Genomic DNA, 20,317 nt, shown 5'->3' with positions numbered 1-20,317 from the left:
ATCAGGTTCCCTCACAAGTTTCCGGGCGAAAGCGATCGATAACCTCAAAATTTACAATCGGATTATCAAAATAATATAACGAACGTTATATATAAGATATTTTTGGCTTAAATTTGCTTTCATATTAACATAAGCAAACATTAATATACTGATCGTTATATAAATATAATCATGGATAATCCTATTAAACTCATGCAGCTAAAACTTAACAAATGAAGATTTTCGCAGATGCAGCAAAATACGCAATCAAAAAAAACATACATCTATGGAAATAAAACAGTTAGCACTTATCACCGGAGTCGGTAAAGAGACGGGCATCGGTTTTGAAGTTGCACGGCAACTTGCCCAAAAGAACTACCAGGTGATCATTACCTCGCGAAAGCAAGAAACGGCAAACCTGCTTGCAGGAATACTTCATCACGAAGGCCTTGATATTGTACCGCTGGCTTTAGATGTAACTGATGAGTTAATGGTTAAAGGGGTTGCTGATCAAATCATGGAACAATACGGAAAACTGGATGTCCTGATCAATAATGCTACCTTATTTCCGGATCAATTCCATACCACGACAGCGGATCTTGCCGATATCAGGAATGTGCTGGAGAGCAACTTAATAGGTTCATGGTGCACGGTCAAATACTTCGCGCCGCTACTGAAAAAAAGCGAACATCCAAGGATCGTAAATGTTTCATCGGGCTCGGGTTCTTTTGGTGGCGAAGGATATAGTCTTGTTAACCCATGGAGAGATATCATTTCTGCTTACAGCATTTCAAAAGCGGCGTTGAACGCTTTTACTTTGAAAGCAGCTTTTGATCTGAAACCGGATGGCATACTGGTGAATGCTGCCACCCCCGGTTTAACAGCAACCCATGATATTTTGGCTGATTTTGGCGGGCGACCGGTAAGCGAAGGCGCAAAAAGCATCGTTTTTGCTGCAACGCTCCCTAAAGATGGCCCTACAGGAATGTTTTTTAAAGATGGTGAAACCGTTGCGTGGTAACTCAGGCAAACCCAACTTACAATTGTGATATGAAATTTATACCAAGATCAGAAAGTACCCGGCAACGCATCGTTGAATTAACTGCCGAACTCATTAATAAAAAAGGCCTGTTAGGCACATCGGTAAGTGATTTGGAAAAGGCAACGGGCATGACCCGTGGAAGTATCTATGGCAATTTCCCGAATAAGGACGCCGTAGCACTGGCTGTTTTTGATTACAACTGGGAGCGAAAACGAAAGTTGCTTTTTGACGGCGCCGACAGCCATTCATCCTATAAAAGTAAGTTGCTTTCTCAGGTCTTATTGCATCACCCATCGGCAAGAACGCCGTTTACCCCCGGCGGCTGCCCTCTTTTAAACACGGTGTCTGAAGCAGACGATACCAATGATCACTTAAGAAGCAAAGCGGCAGCGGCTTTAATTTCCTGGACAAAAAATCTTACCGAAATAGTCGAAAAAGGCATAGAAGCAAACGAGTTTAAAGCAAATACAGACTGCCTCGCAACAGCACTCCAAATTATTTCCATTATAGAGGGTGCCTCCTTATTTTTCCGATCAACGCAGGATATGAAATATGTAAACAGTTTAGTAGAAGCTGCAAAAAGAATTGTAGATAACATTTGTGTTTGAGAAAAGCAGATAATTTTCAAGAGTAACTGTTTTAAAGTTACCCATCCTGTAAAATCCCTATTATGAGTAAAACCATTTCTCCATGGCTGGCATTGGCTATTGTGCTGACTGCGCCACTTTTATCGGTTATTGATGTATTTATTATCAATGTCGCTATCCCTTCAATTAAAGCCGGGGTGCACGCCAATGACGCACAGGTTCAGCTTGTGATCGCTGCTTACCTGTTAGGCTATGCCGCCTTTTTGATCACTGGCGGGCGCTCCGGCGACCACTATGGACGTAAGCGCACATTCTTTTGGGGCATGATCGGCTTTACGATTTTTTCGTGCTTATGCGGGCTTTCACAAACACCGGATCAATTAAACCTGATGCGTTTTTTTCAAGGTGTAAGCGCAGCTTTTATGGTTCCTCAGTCTATTGCTTTTATACAAGTGCTGTTTTCAGATTCCAAAGAGCGCTCTAAGGCAATCGGCTGGTTTGGGATTACACTCGGTTTAGCCTCCGTTATCGGGCAGGTGCTCGGCGGCTATTTTTCGGGCGGGCACTTTTTTGTTCCGGGCTGGCGGCTTATTTTCCTGGTTAACCTCCCTATAGGTGCTATTTCCTTGCTTGCAGCCTGGTTATACCTTCCGGAGACGGAGCGGCACAATAGCACCAAAATGGATATGTCTGGTGTAATGATCCTTACTATTGCATTATTTTGCCTCATTTATCCACTCATCCAGGGCCGTGAATCTGGCTGGCCATGGTGGAGCTTCGCTTTACTGATTTTTTCGGGTATCATCCTTTGGTATTTTGTTTACGATCAGCGAAGAAAGAAAACGGCGGGTAAAGCTCCGTTAATTGATACCGATTTGTTTAAGTTTCGTGACCTTAATATAGGCCTTGCCGCAGTTTTGTTTCATTTCATGATGCATACCTCCTACCTGTTATTAAGCGCCGTTTTTCTTCAGAATGGGCTTGGCGTTAGTCCGCTCGCATCAGGGTTATATTTTGTTGCTCCAGGTATCCTGTTCACCATGTCGTCTGTAGCAGCTTCCCGTTGGATACCCAAATATGGTACGCCGGTGTTACAGATAGGGATTGCCATTATAGTGATCACCTTTTGCTTGCAAATCATGTATTTTAAAACAGGGGCCAGTATAGCCATATTGTTCACGCTTCAGGCATTATATGGCTTAGGAAACGGATTGGTTTTACCCTCGTTGTTAAATATCACACTCCGAAGCCTCCCGCCCCAGTTTGCGGGGGCCGCAGCCGGCATTTACTCAACCGTTCAACAAACATCTTCGGCATTGGGTATTTGCCTTATAGGCGGCTTCTTTTATTACTTAATTGATCATACAAAAAATGTGCAGCAAGCCTTTCATTATGGCCTAGCCATGCAAATTGCTTGTTTGGTTATATTGAGCATCTTATTGATGCTATTACCTAAAAAAGTAAAAGGCGCAAGCGTATCACATGTTGCAGAATAAAGTAGTTTCTCAATAATAAACTTTTCCGTCAATTCCGCTTTTTCTTATCGTTAACATCAACGTTATAAAAGTATACCTTTAGCGCTTGATAGTACATCTCAGCATCTATATCAGTTAAAGCGCGTCTTTTTATTATTTTGTTTAATTTAGGCAAACTCTACATACTGACTTATGAATACTATCAATACCAAAGAATATCCAACAGGGCCGCAACGTGAAACATTTCCGTGAATGCCGGGCCCCCGACAAGAGGCTTTAGCTTTATACCCTGCGTGGAACAGCATCAAAAAAGGATATCATTGCTTGAATAAAAGAAGCCATCGAAAATAATATATTGAATCAGGTGGCTGAACTATTGAAGATGTCTCCTTTATACTTAATCTTTCCTATTACTCCCTAAATTAAAGTCACATTTATGAACGAATGGTTCAAACGAAACAGTGCCCACTTGCTCATTATTGGAATATTCGCATTGATCTGTTTTATTTATTTCACACCAGCCTTCCAGGGAAAAGCGTTGGGACAAAGTGATGTTATCGGTGCACAATCCACTCAAAAAGAGATCATGGATTATCGGAGCAGGGATACAACTATCTTATGGACTAATCAAATTTTTGGCGGCATGCCCGCTTACCAGATCTGGGCTCCCTATTCCTCCAGCATTGCAACAGTTATAGTAAATACGGTAAACCGTACTTTTCCCAATCCGGTTGGCACTGTTTTGATATTGCTTTTGGGCACATACTTTTTGTTTAATGTTTTGAAAGTAACACCCTGGCTTGCAGGAGCAGGAGCTATCGCATTTGCATTTTCGTCTTACAATATAATTTTATTTGTGGCGGGCCATGCAAATCAAGTTTTTGCTATCGCCTTTTTTGCCCCGGTCATCGCTGGAATGATATTGACATTCCGGGGTAAGCACTTGCTCGGAGTTTCGGTAACATCGCTTTTCATGTCAATTGAATTAAAAGCAAACCATATCCAAATGACCTATTATTTGTCACTGGCTATTGCCGTTTTTTTGATCATTGAACTGTATCATTCCATTAAGACAAAAAACACGATTCCGTATTTTAAATCTGTTTTATTCTTTACTGGGGCCTGTTTACTTGCGGTGGCGGTAAACGCATCTTTGATTTGGAGCACTTTTGAATATAGTAAAGACAGCTATCGGGGAAAATCAAATCTTACCCAAAATGCAAAAGAGCCAACAAATGGCCTTGATCGAAATTATGCCTATCAATACAGCCAGGGCGTTGCAGAATGTCTTACATTCTTAGTTCCGAACGCTTATGGCGGTGGGTCTGGAACGGAAATTTTAGATCAGAATTCGGAAACGGCCAAAGTATTTATAAACAAGGGCGTTCCCGAAGCGCAGGCTGTCAATTATGCGCAGCAAATTTCCGGTGGCGATTTCCCGGGCCTGACATTGTACTGGGGTGAAAAACGCCCTTCAACAGCCGGCCCATATTACTTTGGTGCAACCATATTTTTCCTGTTTATTCTGGGGTTGATCATCGTTCAGCATCGTATCAAATGGTGGATGCTGGCCACCGTTATCCTAACCATGTTATTATCATTTGGTGGAAATTGGCCTCTTGTTTCCGACCTATTTTTCAAATATTTCCCGTTGTACAACAAGTTTCGCGCTGTAGAATCAATTCTGGCCGTTACGAGCATATGTTTCCCGATCCTGGCAATCTTAGCCGTTCAGGAAATAATAGATACTAAAGACAAAGCCATCATTTTAAAAAAGTTAAAATTAGGGTTTTACATAACCGGAGGACTGCTGTTGATATTGATCGCTATACCTGAGTTGTTGTTGAATTTCCGCCCAAGTGATCAAAGCGCCAGCACTAATTATCTGGTTCAGGCACTTAAAGGAGATAACGCAGTTGCGAGAGATGTTACAAACGCTATTGTTAAAGACAGGGTAAGCCTTGAACGTACTGACGCGATCCGGTCGCTTGTATTTGTAGTATTGACCTTTATTACCATATGGGTGTTGCTGAAACAAAAGATCAGCTTTAAAATTGCTTCAATCATTTTGTTAACCTTGACGCTGGTTGATCTTTGGCAGATAGACAAGCGCTATCTAAAGGAAAGTAATTTCACGGAAAAAGAGCAAACCGTTGTAAATCCACGCGAGGTGGATTTAACCATTGCAAAAGACACCGACCCCAACTTTAGGGTTTACGATGCAACCGCAGGAATAAAAATGGATGTACTTAACCCATTTTTTCATAAATCCATCGGTGGTTATTCTGCAGCAAGATTGAAACGATTTGATGAACTGATCGACAACCAATTAAGTGGTCAGTCTGTTAATATGAGCGTTCTGGACATGTTAAATACAAAATATTTTATCATGCCAGACTCATCGAATAAGGCGCTGCGGGTTCAGCAAAATCCCAATACCTGCGGAAATGCCTGGTTCATCAATAACATCCGCTTTGTAAACAATGCAGATGAAGAAATGGCCGCGTTAAAGAATTTTGAGCCAAATCACGAGGCCATAATCAATCAGGAGTTTAAAAATAGCTTAAACAGTTCTAATCTAAATCGTGATTCAGCGGCCAGAATAGAATTGGTTAAATATAACCCAGACCATTTGACTTACAGCTCAAACTCAAATAGCGCTCAAATCGCGGTTTTTTCGGAGATCTATTATAAAAATGGATGGACAATGCTCGTCGATGGCATTGAAAAGCCTTATTTCAGAGTAAATTATCTTTTGAGAGCGGCACAACTTCCGGCTGGTAAACATACGGTAGAATTTGTATTTCACCCAAGCTCCTATTACACTGGTGAGAAAATATCTTTAGCCAGTTCTGTTTGCTTAATTTTATTGTTAGCAGGTAGCGCTTTCGGCAGCAAACTATATGCTTTAACAAAGCGAAATCATAGCAGCAAGTAATTTACCCAAAACGTTACGCTATTGCACAGTATGCACCAAGCCATATCACAACTTAAACAGCAGACGCTGTTAGCGTAAAAACAGTCGGGGGCCGGAGATTGCCGGCCCCTGACTGTTTTCATCCGTAGCGAGGTGCATAATGTAAAGCAGACACCTCACGCAACCGCTTTTTTAACAAAGAGCCGACTCACAAAATCATACAACACTGGCAAACCTGGCTGTCTGAAGCCAACTTACTGTGTTGCCCCGTTATCGAATAAATTGTATTTCTCAACGGGCACAAGCCAAGCAATGCCTCGGTTGCAAGTGCGCTACTCCCCTTTCAAACTTTTCACGGGGTTAGTTAATGCTGCTTTGATGGCCTGGTAACTTACGGTCAAAACAGATATCAGCAAGGTAAGCGCTGCAGCAATTACAAACACCCACAAATTGATCGAGATCCGGTAGCTGTACCCCTTCAGCCATTGATACATTAAATACCAGGCGATGGGCGAAGCGATGCAAAAAGAGATCACAACCAGTCTCAGAAAATCTATGGAAAGCAGTGTGGTTACGCTGGCCACAGAAGCGCCCAGCACTTTTCTGATACCAATTTCTTTGATGCGGTTTTGTGCCATGTAGGCGGCAAGACCAAAAAGCCCGAGGCAGGATATAATGATCGTCAGCCCCGCAAACAGGCTGGCCAGCGTACCGATCCGTTGTTCGTCACCAAACTTCTTGGCATACTCCTGGTCAACAAAACTATACTCAAACGGATAATCCGGGTTGTATTTCTTAAATATTGCTTCGGCGCGGCGAAGGTTCTCTTTAGTAGAGTTGGCATTATTGAGCTTATAATGGATGATATTGAACCAGGAACTGGGTCCCTCAATAAGCATGTGTTGAACCGGTTCGTAAGGCGAGCTGATAATAAAGTCTTTGATCACACCAACAATATGCCAGGTCCTCATGTCTTTACCCTCTCCCTGACTGATCGACTTACCAACAGGATCTTTCAGGTTCATGATCTTAACCGAGGCCTCGTTGACCAGTAAGGCGGTTGAATCCGTAGGATAATTCACAGGGTCAATATCCCTGCCGGCTACGAGCTTAAGGCCCATGGTTTTAACCAGGCTGCCGTCCGAACTGTAAATAATAAAATCAACCTTATTGTTAGGCAATGAGCCTGGCCAGTTGAAGCCCCAGCTATCGCTGTACCGCTGGGTTATGGGTGAGTTTGTTTTAGACACAGATGTTGCCGCACCGCTGGAAAGTAATTCGTTCCTGATGGATGGATAATGCTTCGCGATTTCGCCGGACATAAAGCTGTAAACCAGGTTGTCTTTCTTGTAGCCGGTATCCCTATCCTGGGCGTACTGTAATTGCTGGCGGATAATGATGGTACAAATGATCAGCACTACCGCAAACGTAAATTGGATCACCACCAATAGCTTACGCGGCGTAACCAACGCATTTGCCGCTTTAAAGGTGCCTTTCAATACAGCTACGGGTTTGAAAGATGACAGGTACAAAGCCGGGTAGCTTCCCGAAATAACACCTGTAATGATGATAAAGCCCAGCGCTATGAGCCAAAAGTATGGGTTGCCGTAAGGTACAAATAACTGCTTTTGGGTAAGCTGGTTGAAACCGGACATGCTGATCTGCACGATCACAATAGCGAAAACGCCTGCGATAAAAGCGATCAGGACAGATTCACCCAGGAATTGCCAGATCAACGATCCCCTTAATGCGCCAACAGTTTTACGGATCCCTACCTCACGTGCACGTTTCTCGCTCCTGGCGGTACTTAAATTCATAAAATTGATGCAGGCGATGACGAGGATCAACACGGCGATGAGGGAAAATACCCTTACCCGCTCGATTTTCCCTCCAACTATTTTTCCGTCCTCAAAATGCGAGTATAAATGCCATTTACCTGCAGGGTGCAAAAATTGCTGAATGTCTTTGGTATCAGAATGATTTTTGGTAAAATTCAGCACTACAGCATCGGCATGGGCCTCAGTTACGCCAGGCTTTAAAAGTACAAAGGTTTGAATGGAGTTATTACCCCAGTATCCATCATCCTGACCGATCTTTTTCAGATATGACCACGGCATAAGGTATTCAAAATCAAAACGGGTATTATTCGGCAGGTCCTTCATCACCCCGGTTACCTTGAAATAAGAATTGCTATCTACTTTAACCGTTTTGCCTATCGCGTTTTCCTCACCGAAAAGCTTCTTTGCGAATTTTTCAGTGACCACGATGTTATTTACTTCATTCAACGCGGTTTTCTGGTCGCCGCTAATCAATGGAAAACTGAACATGGAAAGAAAGTCAGGGTCAGTAAAATCGCCCGATGCCGTCAGGTGTTTGTCGCCGATGGTAAATAAAAAATTGGCATCAGTAACCCTGGCTACTTTTTCCATTTGCGGCAATTCTTCTTTCATCACCCTGCCCATGATTTTAGGCGTGGTTTCCCAGCTCCATAGTTTCCCGTCGAATTTCGAGCGGTTATAAACCGAATAAAGCCGGTCCCGCTTTTCATGGAATTGATCAAAGCTGAGCTCGTTATTGATCCAAAGCAAAATCAGCGCGGCGCTTGCCATGCCTATGGTCAGTCCAAGGATATTGATCAGGGAAAATGTTTTTTGACGCAGAAGGTTACGCCAGGTGATCTTTAAATAATTTTTCAGCATATGGTCAGGCTTTGATAACGATAAGACGCCCATATGATGCAATAGGTTGCAGCGCTTTCTCCTTTTTTTTGCTGCAACAGAAAGCGGTGCGCTTTCATAGTTTATTATTTTTTCCCGGAATAAAACAAATTTGTCATAAAATGAATTATTTGTCTAAATTTAAATATCAATTATTTAGACAAAATGAAATACTCCATATCCGATCTGGCACAGCTATCCGGAATCTCCGCCCACAATATCAGGATATGGGAGCGGCGCTACGGAGCATTGAAGCCTTCCCGTACTGTTGGCAATACGCGCTATTACGACGATGAGCAGCTAAAACGCTTGTTGTGTATCGCGGGTCTTTATCATGCCGGCCATAAAATATCAAGGGCCTGCGCGCTGGATAAGGATAACATGTCCGCTCTTTTACAGGATCAGATTGAACTTACCGTATCTGAAGAACATCGCTTCGAATATTTTATCGTGCAGATCGTCAATCATGGTATGGCCTATAATGAGGCCCGGGTCAATGAACTGATCTCGGCCTCTTTTCAAATAAACGGAGTGACCGGGACTTACAAAAAGGTAATTTACCCCATCCTGGTGCGCATGGGGCTGATGTGGCTGAACGAATCGCTTTGTCCTTCCCAGGAACATTTCCTCTCAGCTATCATCCGGCAAAAGCTGCTTGCCGCCATCGACGGTTTAAATCCGGCTGACGGTACATACGGCTCAAGCTGGCTCCTTTTTCTTCCCGAGGATGAAGACCATGATATTGGCCTGCTGCTGGCCAGTTACCTGCTGCGCTCGGCGGGGCAAAAAGTGATTTACATGGGTCCAAAATTGCCGTTGTTCGCCCTGGCGAACACTGCAAATGCTACGAATCCTGAAAACCTGCTTTTTTTTATGACCCGCGTCCGGCCGGCAGCCGATGCCCAGGTTTACATTGATCTCTTATCCGCACAATTTCCAGACGCGAAGATCCTGCTGTCGGGTAATGCAAAAGTGCTGGGCGGCCTGGATTATCCTCAGGGCGTTACATGGATGCGCACATTGCAGGATTTCGAACAGCTCATCGCCAAAACACCTAAAGCACCTGCGCTATGAAAAAGAAATTTGACTTGCTTTCAGTAGAGTGCAGCAAACTCACCACCCGCAGGTACAGCACCAGTTTTGCCCTGGGGATCCGGTTCCTGGATAAGGAACTTCACGATCCTATCTACGCTATTTATGGCTTTGTACGACTGGCTGATGAGATTGTGGATAGCTTTCATGATTACAACAAACAGCAATTGCTGGAAGAGTTTCGTAAGGATTGCTTCCTGGCCATCAATAATAAGATCAGCCTGAACCCTATCCTCAATGCTTTTCAGCAAACGGTGAGCGATTATCAAATCGATCACCAGCTCATCTGCCAGTTCCTTGACAGTATGGAAATGGACCTTGAAAGGCAAACTTACGACCAGGACAAATATGAAGCCTATATCCTGGGTTCGGCAGAAGTGGTAGGACTGATGTGCCTGCATGTATTTACAGGGGGCGACCGGCAGGCTTTTGAACAGCTAAAGCCACGGGCTATGAAACTGGGGGCGGCCTTTCAGAAAATTAATTTCTTGCGGGATATTGGCGCAGATTACCAGCAGTTGAACAGGTCGTACTTTCCGGGAGTTGACCTGGCTAATTTTACGGAGCAGGATAAAAAAAGGATTGAACAGGACATTGAAGCAGACTTTGAAGAAGCGCTCAAGGGGATCAGGGACCTGCCCAAGTCGTCAAGGCGTGGAGTATTCCTGGCTTACCGGTATTACCTGAATTTATTTGGTAAGATCAGGCAGGCCGGTGCCGGTACGGTTTTTTCAAAACGCTTCAGGATTTCCAATGGCCGCAAACTATTGCTGCTATTTGGCACCCTGCTTAAACATCGCCTAAACTGGATCTAAACAAGACATTGCCGGCCTTGATGTTGTTAAACACAAGGCAAGCATTTTTTGATTAACAATGCACGGCATACATGAATTTGATACCAGGCGTCTTGGATGTAAATACCATCACTTTGTTTTAACCCAAACCGGGCCAAGTAAACCAGATTCCAACAAGGGGGTTTTAGCGTTTAGCATATCAAAACGAAACGACTCATGAGTTTTAGTAAGCCGCTTATCAACCGGAAGGCTTAAATCATGGACAACACGATTTGCCCAAAGGTTGGTCACTTCAATTTCTAAAATATTTCCCCTGTCTTTGACAGCTCCGGTGATATCAACCTGCCAGGGCGTACACCACAGCACACCTAAATTCTTTCCGTTAAGTTTAACTTTGGCAACATTTTTCACATCCCCAAGGTCCAGGATTATCTTCTTATTGATGCTGATGGCATTCTCTTTCGTTATCGTGCTCAAATCAAAAGTTTTCCGGTAGGTGGCAGTGCCCGAATAATACTTAATACCTTCGTCGGTATTGTCTGTCCAGCTTTTTAACTCAGCAAACTCACCATTTGCTGGCCCTCCCCATTTGGGATCAAAAGACACATTCCACGAGCCAACCAGTTCTTGTTGTTGTTTAATAACCGGAAAGTTTTTGTGGCTTAAAGTATTATTATGGGCTGTTACGGCCTTTCTGAATACGATAAACAGCGAGCCAAAACTATCAAACTCAAGAGGTATTGTTACCACTCCGTTGTTTAGGGCATATTCCGTTGCATCAAAGGCCTTACCGGTTACGGCGTCCCAGATCTCGGGGATCTTTCCCTTTACCCGGAATGTGAACTCACGCGATTGCTTTTGATTGGTGCGGTTTATAACAAAAAAGATCTCTGCATCTTTGGCAGACCTGTGAATATAATCAAAATCATTCGGTTTGTCAGGCTGACCTGCAAATTCAAAATCAGGGGTCACGCCATCTTCTGTCAAAACCTCCCTTTCGGTTTTTCCCCAAATAATGCGTCCCTTCCCTACCTTTCGTTCGGTTACGGTACGGCCGTCCAAATCCCCCCATAATTCCGCCGCGATTTTCTTTACTTTAATATCTGTTTCACTATAGTTTTTAAGCTCTCCTGCATTTTCGGGTGGCGGGCCAACTATCGTCGCGCCATCGTAAACCAATTTCCTGATCTTCTCAATAACCGGCAGCGACATAGATTTTGAAGCTTGCTCCGGTATCCGAAGACTTTGATAGGAACCGACCTGCTTAGCTATCTCAGGTACAGGAGACACGCAGTTTTGAAGCACCAGCATCTTATAATTCATTCCATCGGGCAAAGTGACCAGCCCGTTTTTAACGCTCATCCTGTTCAGCAATACGTCGGAATTGGCATAATCGCAGTCAAAGCCCGGGCCCAGTGTGGGAATATTATACTTAGGGGGCGCAAGTAACGGCGGCCTTTCGCCTAAATAATAACATACGTCGGCAGCAAACCGGCCCTGTTGCAGCATAAACTGGCACCTGTTCAGGTAGTTAAAAAACGGTTTAGATTCCTCCCACCAGGTTACATTGGGCGTAAAATGCGTTCCAGCGCAATATTCGTATCCAGGTTTACCGTCTGAAGGCGGCTGAGAAGTAGCCGAATGGAGCATCAACCGGTTAATGCCTTCGCAAAATGCATCATTAGCATATGGCTTAAGGTCCGACGGCCCTAATGTCCAATGAGTGGCGTTGTGCTCCTGTTCGGTAAAAGCTTCGGCCTCGGCCTGTTTTTTCCCATAAACATGCGCTGCAGAAGCTGTTTGTTTCAAATTTAGCCGCGACATCCTGTTTTGATTATATCCTCCCGGAGCATTTCTGTGCCCGTTCACCCAAAACTCGCCGGCAACTATATCCTGTGTACTGAAATTCTTTAAAACGTCTATTGGAGGTATATCATTGGGCCCGCCTGCTTCGCTGCCAACTTTCATACCATTTTTATGACATAACTCTGCGAAGTGCCCATAGCAGTTTTCTGCAATACAATCCTGGATGGTCCTGTCAAAATCTTCTTTAAACCGTTCGGAAATTTCCGGGCTATCAGCAACATAGCCGGCCAAAACAGGCATGAAGGGCTTCAGGTCATATCCCCGAAATTTTTTAAACTGCGTAAGGAAATCCTGAGTCCAGGTTAATTTCCCACATTCCCAGCTGTCGCTCCACAAATAATCGATGTGCCCGCCAGCTTTTTTGGCTTCAGCAATAACCGTTTTTCCTAAATAATTAAAATAATTATCTAACGCCCTTTTACTCAGATAGTCAATTTCGTAGCCTTCACCGCCCTTAAAGGTGTCACCCTCGGGGTAAGCTTTCCATTTGCTCCAGGGATGTCCGGTAAGAGTGTATCCGCTTCTCAATATCACCCATTTTCCTGCGGGAACATTCCATTCTATCGACCCATCAGGTAACAGTTTATTGGTAATGTCTGTTACCGATGCCTGGTCAAATGTTTTTCCATCGTCCAGTACCCTGAACGCCTGAACCATGATATCGTGATAGTAACCTTGAACTTGTTCAGGTAAGGGAAGCTTTCCAATAAATTTCGATCCGCCGTCAACTTTTACCTCTGCCCATACTACCTTTTTCATGGCGTCGTCTTTTGTTACGGATGGCCCCATAAATGTCCACCCTCCGGCCAGGTTAAACCCTAACTCTATATGTAAGCGGTTTGCTTCCTTAACGGCGTACCGAAATAAGGCCCGCCATTCTTCACCTAAAAAATCTACGCCTAAAAGCGGTTCTTTCCCTGCGTAGCCGCCATTACAAATTAAGTTTACCCCACTAATACCTTTTGCTTTAAACTCCTTCAAGTCACGGGCTATCCCCTCTTTTGTAACCCTGTTGTATATCCAAAACCAATAAACCCGTGATTTAGCCGAATCAGGCGGAGCAACGAAGGACTGTAAGAATTTATCGGTAGCCAACGAATGATCATTTCGCCTGGTTTGTCCAAAACTTACGTTTGCTCCGAATAGTGCAAGCGTTATAAAAAGAATCTTAATAGCTTTTATCCCGTTACATTCAAAAGTTAACGGATAATGTAAGTTAAACATACTGATTGGCTTAGCTATGGTAATTGGCAAAATGCTAAAGAACAACCAATATTGCATTTAAAAATATCTTAACCATCCTACACTGTCTTGCTCATGTAAGGATTAGGCCTGATGCAGGTTGTATTTCCGCACAGGATCACCCATGTTTACTTCGGGTTTAAACAGGCCAAAGCTGTGTAGGTGCGAGCATTCTGTTCTGCTGAATTAAAAGCCCCTTGGCCATAAGCAGGCGGGAAGGGTTGTAAAACGGGGCATGGTAGCTTTAATCTCAAAATTTAACCGGACAAAGCAAAAGCCGACAAAAAAACATATAAAAAGAGCAAGCGATGATACTGTATCTTGTTAGCGAAAATACAGGCATTAACCAGATTTTATCCGGAAATCAATGTGATTACCGCCAGCCCAAAGCGGGTGCCACATGTTCTAAAATAGCGGATAGCACATGTACATTATAATCCACACCCAGTGTATTGGGAATAGTTAAAAGCACCGTATCTGCTTCCTGAATAGCTTCGTCCCTCACTAACTCTTCAATCAATTGATCTGGTTCGGCGGCATAGCTCTTGCCGAAGACTGCCCTTTTTTCGGGTTCGATATAACCAAAACTATCAGCTGATTTACCTTGCCCGCCAAAGTAATATTTATCCTGATCGTTTACCAGTGCAAAGATAGAACGGCTCACCGAAACCCCTGGCTCCCGTTTGTGGCCGGCTTTTTTCCAGGCTTCTTTATATAACCTGATCTGTTCTGCCTGCTGGATATGAAAAGGTTTGCCGCTTTCGTCAAATTTTAAAGTGGAGCTTTGAAGGTTCATCCCATTCTCAGCCGCCCAAACTGCTGTGGCATTAGAACCAGCTCCCCACCAGATCCGCTCCCTCAAGCCTTTTGAATGTGGCTCCAGGCGTAATAAGCCAGGCGGATTAGGGAACATAGGATTGGGGTTAGGTTCGGCAAAGCCGATGCCATCCAAACGCTGCAAAAACTGCAAGGCATGGCTCCGCCCCATGTCGGCATCCGTTTCGCCTGCCGCCGGTTCATAACCAAAATAACGCCAGCCTTCGGTCACCTGTTCCGGTGAACCCCGACTGATACCCAGTTGTAAACGTCCGGCCGAGATCAGGTCCGCAGCACCGGCATCTTCCACCATATACAGCGGGTTTTCATACCGCATATCGATCACCCCGGTACCGATCTCAATTTTGCTGGTCTTTGCTCCAATTGCCGAAAGCAATGGAAATGGCGAGGCCAGTTGCCGCGCAAAATGATGAACACGGAAATAAACACCATCTAAACCCAGTTCTTCAGCAGCCACAGCAAGATCAATAGATTGAAGCAGTGTATCGCCTGCGCTGCGGGTTGCATAAGATGGATGATTGGACCAGTGCCCGAATGATAGAAATCCTATTTTCTTCATGCTTCAAAAATAAACAAACCACGATGCCCCTTAGTCACCAATATGTCGAATCTGCTCGTTTAAAGGCCCGGCCCCGTCCGAAAGACGAGAGATCAGATGGCTTTACGGCAAAATTAAAAGGACAAGGATTTCGTATGCAGTTAACAAGCGGATTCGTGTTGGTAAACACAAAGCAAATACTTTTTTATTCTCCCACAAAAATTCTGATTGATCCAAAAAGGTGCATATAAAACAATATGCAAGAAAAAAAGAAAGGCTGTAAGTATTTAACTTACAGCCTTCTACATCCGTCAGATGTACCCAGAGCCGGAGTCGAACCGGCACGGTTTCCCACAGGTGTTTGAGACCAGCGCGTCTACCAATTCCGCCATCTGGGCATTTTGTAAGTGCTTTCCCTTACAAGCGGGCTGCAAATGTAGATAAACTCTCCTTAATTCGCAACAAATATTTTTGTTTATAGTAAATATTTGCAATTTCTATCCGGCGGCTTTCTTTAGCTGTATCATCCAGTTGCTCATAGTCGCCGGTAAGCTTATTTAGTTCTTCATTTATATCTCCTTCAATAGCAAGCGCTTCTGAAGTTATAGCAGCCAGTTGTGTTGCGTCATCAACCTCCATAAGGCGTTCGTTGATGTCCATCATTTCCATTAAAAAATCTGCAGGCAATTGCGGTTTTGCACCTTCAGATACCAGGTCATGCAACTTTAAAATGTATTCTAAACGCTTGGCCGGATCGCCAAGTGCGTGATAAGCCTTGTTATTTATGGTAGATAATTCCAATATCTCCTGCTGCCTGGCTTCATCTTCGTTTGCATAAAAATCGGGATGATAAAGCTTGCTTAGCTCGTAAAACTTTTTCTTTAGCAAAGCCTGGTCAATTTTAAAAGATTCAGGAATGCCATAAAATTCAAAATAGTTCATAGCGGCAAAGATAGCTATTAGCACGTTATCCTTGCAGCTATGAACTTCACGTTAACGTAAGTTATCTGCTATTCACGGGGCTTTTCTTGGTCAGTTTCACTTTTCTCTGCAATTTCTGTTCTGGGGTGTTTATCAACAAATAGTTTTCTGTCTTTAGTTAAAGTGGGGGCCACTCCTAATATACCTATCCCGGCAACAGCCAAGATCATAAACAATATGAGCCCGCAAAGCCTTATGAGCTTTTTAATTTTTTTCATCTTGATAGTATAAAATAAATAGCAGGCACAACCCTTATAAAGGTTAATACCCTGAATAATTTAAATGAAGAATGATTACCTTTTAGTAATCAAATAAGAAAGGATTATGCTATAACAAGATGATCGTCGTCAGAAACAAAACAGTAAGTCCTGATGAAATACGGATGCCGGATTGAATTATTTGGCATGAAAAGGTTAGATGTCTGTTTAATTTCAATATCAGATTTCTGGCTATGCAAAAAAGTCAAAGCATTCACATTGCAGCACCCGTAAATTAAATTGGAAAAGATTGGCTGGCCGGTCGACTTTAAAGCCCTCTTGTATGAAATTGATCTGAAAGCCTTACTTACACAACTGGTAACTAATGTTGTATCCGGCTTATCAGCCCGAACAGCAATTTGAATGCTAAGCCCTGAAAACGTAAAAACACCAAGTAAAACAATGACTGATGCCAACCATTTGAATAACACATTTTTTACCGGGTAAAATTTCATTAAATAAAGATAATAATACTGGCCATAAAAAAGGCCCCTGCGAAAAATCGCAGGAGCCAGCCCATACATCTGAATAAAAAAGATCTTATTTCATATAGTCTTTATCTAAAAACAAATAACGCGCACGGTTAACCTCCGGCTTTTCTTCGCTCTTAACATCAATATTCATAAACTTTACGCTATTGTTATCTGTAATTGCCGACCATTTAGGTAAACCAGCACCATTGGGATTGGCTTTCTTTATAAAATTGGCAAAGTAGTTTTCCATGGTTTCGGATACCTTGAAATCATCGGGTGTCCAGGCGTAGGTTTTGTTACCAGCAAGGTTCCCCATGGCGTATTCAATTTCTGAAGCATGTGCTGCGCCTACCGGTGGCGGCATTTTGGGGGCAGGTTTCGCAGCATCTCCTTTAACTACGCCACCTGCAAGCCCTGGTGTGGCATTTCCCATTGAAGCAACCATTGCCGGGCGCACACGCGAAAACAGGTAACGATAAACAGGCTTACCTCCCGTTTGCACCTGCAAATCGGCCCACTTCCAGGTACTGTACACAATAAACCGATCACTTGATAAATCAGTTGCTGCTTTAATTACCTCGTCGTCGTTAGCAGCCGGATATAGCTTTAGTGCTTCTTCTGCCCTGTCGCCATATAATTGCTTCAGGGTTTTATTATAATTGTCAAGTGTTGGGCCATCACCATGCATCATAAACTGAAAAGGCACTTCGGCCGAGTTCCAACCTACAAGCAAAGGCACTTTAGCCTGTTCACCTGCCATAAATATCTCAGGCAGCGATTTTGGCAGCAGGTAATTATCAATAGTGGCCGACATTAGCGGAGTTCCCGGCTTAAAGGCATCGTTTAACAACTGCTCGGCAGGTATAGCTCTTAAATCGGCCAGCGTGTTTGCTTTTTCGTTAGCTGCAAACTTAACACCGTTTTGTTCCGCATCGGCCAGCGGTATTGGGAAAAGCGTTGGTTTGATACCTGCCCCGCTTTCGCCTATTGCGCCAGCTATCAGATCTTTCGATAAAGGAGAAGCCATTTGTACCGATACAGAAATAGACCCGGCCGATTCACCTGCAATAGTAACCCGTTTAGGGTCGCCGCCAAAGGCAGCTATATTTTTCTGTACCCATAGCAAAGCCAGGTGCTGATCAAGATATCCATAATTGCCCGACGAATGGTTAGGCGATTCCTTAGTTAATTCGGGATGTGAAAAGAAGCCGAATACGCCAAGCCTGTAATTAACAGTTAGGGCTACAATACCTTTTTTTGCCATGCTTTCACCATCATAACGCGACTCAGAACCATCGCCGGCCATTAAACCGCCCCCATAAAAATAAACCAGCACAGGCAGTTTTTCTTTAGATGACTTTGCGGGTGTCCACACATTGAGATACAAACAGTCTTCGCTCATTCCTGACGACCGAAAACCCATATCACCAAAAATTGGCTTTTGCATGGGGTTATGGCCAAAATGATCGGCCTTTAAAGTGCCATCCCAGTTTTTGGCTGGTTGAGGCTCTTTCCAACGCAGATCACCCACAGGGGGCTGGGCAAACGGGATACCTTTAAAACTCTCAACACCCGAAGTTTCGCGGGTTCCTTCGACCGCGCCATTTTCAACAGTTGTTTTGTTTGCAGATAGCTGCGCCATCACCCTTACCGAGGCAACTTGCGCGAGTAACAGCATTACTAAAATTGGTTTCTTCATTATTGGTTATTTGGTTTATAGCGTTTGGACAAAAAGAAAGCAACATTACAAATCATTATTGTAACATAATGATACAATAATAAATTATTTACTATCACATTTCAAATTTTTTTGTTACTTGTACAATATTTTTTTTCTAACATACATGAACAAAGAGTTTGAACGACAGGAAAGTAATATCAGCGGCGAAGGTTTTCTACCCGGTCTGGCTATTGATACCGTGATATTCGGGTTTCATGATAACCAGTTAAAAGTATTGCTGCTGGCCTATAAAAACTCATCTCTATATGCCTTACCCGGCGGCTTTATTCATGATAATGAAGATGTAAACCAGGCAGCCCGCCGGGTTTTACAAAGCCGTACGGCGCTAACCGATATTTATCTTGAGCAGTTTTATGTATTTGGCGACTACAGTCGCTATGATCCCAGTCCGCTTAAGGCAATAATGAAGGCTCGCGGTTATACCGCACCTGATAATCATTGGCTCCTTAAGCGTTTCGTGTCTATTGGCTATTATGCATTGGTTGATTTTACGAAAGCTATACCCGCTCCCGATGAAATATCTGATAGCTGTAACTGGTACAGTCTTGACGAGTTGCCTGCTTTGATGCAAGACCATCGTGAAATCATCAATAAAGCCCTGCAAACGCTACAAAACAACCTCGACCAAAAACTGATCGGCTTCAACCTGCTTACAGATGAGTTTACAATGGGCGATTTACAATCGCTCTATGAAACTATCCTGAATAAAAAACTGCTTAGGGCCGCTTTTCAGCGTAAGATATTGAGCCTTGGTATTTTAGAACGCATAGCCAAGAAATGGACAGGCGGAGCACACAAGGCACCATATCTGTACCGGTTTATTTCAAACAAGGCTACAGCAGGCACACCGTAATACGGCTATCGCGCCACTTAAACTGCATGTCGCAATTCACCCCTTAACATGTCTTAATAGCCCCCTCCTTTGCAAAAGCGCAAAACTTAACTTTACTTCATAAAATCACTCAATTTATAAATCAAAAACAATCAAACATGTTAGTCGTAAATCCTTATTTAAACTTTAACGGTAATACCGAAGAAGCTTTTAACTTTTATAAATCAATTTTTGGCGGCGAGTTTGCCGTAGTTATGCGTTTTAAAGACGGGCCAGAGGCATCAAAACTTGCCGAAAAAGACCTCGACAAGCTTATGCACATTGCTTTGCCGCTTGGCCCCGGCAACATGCTTATGGGAACAGACGCATTAGGTGTTGAAGAAGGCGGCATGGGCCTGGTAACCATGGGCACCAACTTTTCGCTTACGATAAGCTGCGAATCAAAAGAAGAAGCGGATAAGTTTCATGCCGGCTTATCAGCCGGTCAACAAGGCGGCGGCCCTATGCGTGAAGAATTTTGGGGTGATTATTTTGGCTGGGTTAAAGATAAATTTGGTATTAGCTGGATGATCTCTTACAATCCTAACCGCCCATAATAATTAAACCTTACCCGGCGTGTCAATCAGATGGCATCCCGGGTAATTATTTTTCTTATCTCCATTAAAAGTACCCACTAACTAAAACTGATGATGGTAGAAGTTTTTAAAACCAATGTAAATAAACGCCATCAGGCCAGCATGCTTTTGGATGCCATTCACAAAGCATTCGGAAACCATAAAGCCAATTTTGATTTGGATGATTGCGACAGAATATTGCGGGTGCAATGTGATAACGGCACCTTATGTGCAAAATCGCTGATTATTTTTTTGAACGAATTAGGCTGCCGTGCCGAAGTTTTGGCCGATTAATTTCATATTTCGGAAAACAAATCATTTAAAAGCAGGGTA

General features: G+C 43.5%; 15 protein-coding genes and 1 tRNA gene. 9 read left to right on the top strand and 7 right to left on the bottom strand.

Translation table 11 applies throughout. The annotated features are described in order from the left end of the window. Positions 1-265 precede the first annotated feature (265 nt). The 4 genes from MTO98_RS13775 to MTO98_RS13760 all read left to right on the top strand — a co-directional run bounded on the left by MTO98_RS13775 (position 266) and on the right by MTO98_RS13760 (position 6,021). Positions 266-1,000, top strand: coding sequence for an SDR family NAD(P)-dependent oxidoreductase (locus MTO98_RS13775; RefSeq protein WP_243487227.1), 735 nt, complete (start codon positions 266-268; stop codon positions 998-1,000). Between the two features lie 29 nt (positions 1,001-1,029). Beyond that, positions 1,030-1,629: a TetR/AcrR family transcriptional regulator gene (locus tag MTO98_RS13770; protein ID WP_243487226.1), complete on the top strand. Its 600-nt coding sequence runs from the start codon at positions 1,030-1,032 to the stop codon at positions 1,627-1,629. 62 nt (positions 1,630-1,691) lie between these two features. Further along, positions 1,692-3,104, top strand: coding sequence for an MFS transporter (locus tag MTO98_RS13765; protein ID WP_243487225.1), 1,413 nt, complete (start codon positions 1,692-1,694; stop codon positions 3,102-3,104). A gap of 415 nt (positions 3,105-3,519) precedes the next feature. Continuing rightward, positions 3,520-6,021: a YfhO family protein gene (locus tag MTO98_RS13760; protein WP_243487224.1), complete on the top strand. Its 2,502-nt coding sequence runs from the start codon at positions 3,520-3,522 to the stop codon at positions 6,019-6,021. Between the two features lie 311 nt (positions 6,022-6,332). Here the strand turns inward: MTO98_RS13760 and MTO98_RS13755 are convergent, their stop codons facing one another. Next, complete coding sequence (locus MTO98_RS13755; RefSeq protein ID WP_243487223.1) at positions 6,333-8,699, bottom strand: ABC transporter permease; 2,367 nt, start codon at positions 8,697-8,699, stop codon at positions 6,333-6,335. Between the two features lie 183 nt (positions 8,700-8,882). Here MTO98_RS13755 and MTO98_RS13750 point away from each other — a divergent pair, with 183 nt between their 5' ends. Continuing rightward, the gene (locus MTO98_RS13750) at positions 8,883-9,791 is read left to right on the top strand and encodes a MerR family transcriptional regulator (RefSeq protein ID WP_243487222.1); all 909 of its coding nucleotides are present in this window, start codon (positions 8,883-8,885) and stop codon (positions 9,789-9,791) included. After that, entirely contained in the window at positions 9,788-10,624 is an 837-nt protein-coding gene (locus MTO98_RS13745; RefSeq protein ID WP_243487221.1) for a phytoene/squalene synthase family protein, read from the top strand. The genes MTO98_RS13750 and MTO98_RS13745 overlap by 4 nt, the downstream gene beginning before the upstream one ends. Before the next feature lie 108 nt (positions 10,625-10,732). Here the strand turns inward: MTO98_RS13745 and MTO98_RS13740 are convergent, their stop codons facing one another. The 6 genes from MTO98_RS13740 to MTO98_RS13715 all read right to left on the bottom strand — a co-directional run bounded on the left by MTO98_RS13740 (position 10,733) and on the right by MTO98_RS13715 (position 18,496). After that, positions 10,733-13,693 carry a glycosyl hydrolase gene (locus tag MTO98_RS13740; protein ID WP_243487220.1) on the bottom strand — a complete coding sequence of 987 codons (2,961 nt, stop codon included), beginning with the start codon at positions 13,691-13,693 and terminating at the stop codon, positions 10,733-10,735. A 391-nt stretch (positions 13,694-14,084) separates the two neighbouring features. Beyond that, positions 14,085-15,107 (bottom strand): LLM class flavin-dependent oxidoreductase, encoded by a 1,023-nt coding sequence (locus tag MTO98_RS13735; protein WP_243487219.1) that lies wholly within the window; start codon positions 15,105-15,107, stop codon positions 14,085-14,087. 297 nt (positions 15,108-15,404) lie between these two features. Further along, positions 15,405-15,484 (bottom strand) — tRNA-Leu (locus MTO98_RS13730). A gap of 19 nt (positions 15,485-15,503) precedes the next feature. Beyond that, entirely contained in the window at positions 15,504-16,028 is a 525-nt protein-coding gene (gene hscB, locus MTO98_RS13725) for a Fe-S protein assembly co-chaperone HscB (protein WP_243487218.1), read from the bottom strand. 68 nt (positions 16,029-16,096) lie between these two features. Continuing rightward, entirely contained in the window at positions 16,097-16,285 is a 189-nt protein-coding gene (locus MTO98_RS13720) for a hypothetical protein (RefSeq protein WP_243487217.1), read from the bottom strand. 579 nt (positions 16,286-16,864) lie between these two features. Beyond that, on the bottom strand, positions 16,865-18,496 hold the full coding sequence (locus MTO98_RS13715) for a carboxylesterase/lipase family protein (RefSeq protein WP_243487216.1): 1,632 nt from the start codon (positions 18,494-18,496) through the stop codon (positions 16,865-16,867). Positions 18,497-18,641: 145 nt separating this feature from the next. On the opposite strand from MTO98_RS13715, the gene MTO98_RS13710 reads away from it, so the two are divergent. From MTO98_RS13710 to MTO98_RS13700, 3 genes are all read left to right on the top strand, one after another. After that, positions 18,642-19,391 carry an NUDIX domain-containing protein gene (locus tag MTO98_RS13710; RefSeq protein ID WP_243487215.1) on the top strand — a complete coding sequence of 250 codons (750 nt, stop codon included), beginning with the start codon at positions 18,642-18,644 and terminating at the stop codon, positions 19,389-19,391. A 137-nt stretch (positions 19,392-19,528) separates the two neighbouring features. Beyond that, positions 19,529-19,966 (top strand): VOC family protein, encoded by a 438-nt coding sequence (locus MTO98_RS13705; RefSeq protein WP_243487214.1) that lies wholly within the window; start codon positions 19,529-19,531, stop codon positions 19,964-19,966. A 90-nt stretch (positions 19,967-20,056) separates the two neighbouring features. Next, positions 20,057-20,278, top strand: a complete 222-nt coding sequence (locus MTO98_RS13700; protein WP_243487213.1) for a hypothetical protein — start codon at positions 20,057-20,059, stop codon at positions 20,276-20,278. Positions 20,279-20,317 lie beyond the last annotated feature (39 nt).

The organism is Mucilaginibacter sp. SMC90 (assembly GCF_022811725.1).
Taxonomy (GTDB): Bacteria; Bacteroidota; Bacteroidia; order Sphingobacteriales; family Sphingobacteriaceae; genus Mucilaginibacter.
The sequence above is the reverse complement of the archived record's forward strand: the minus strand, read 5'-3'. Positions and strand labels throughout refer to the sequence as shown.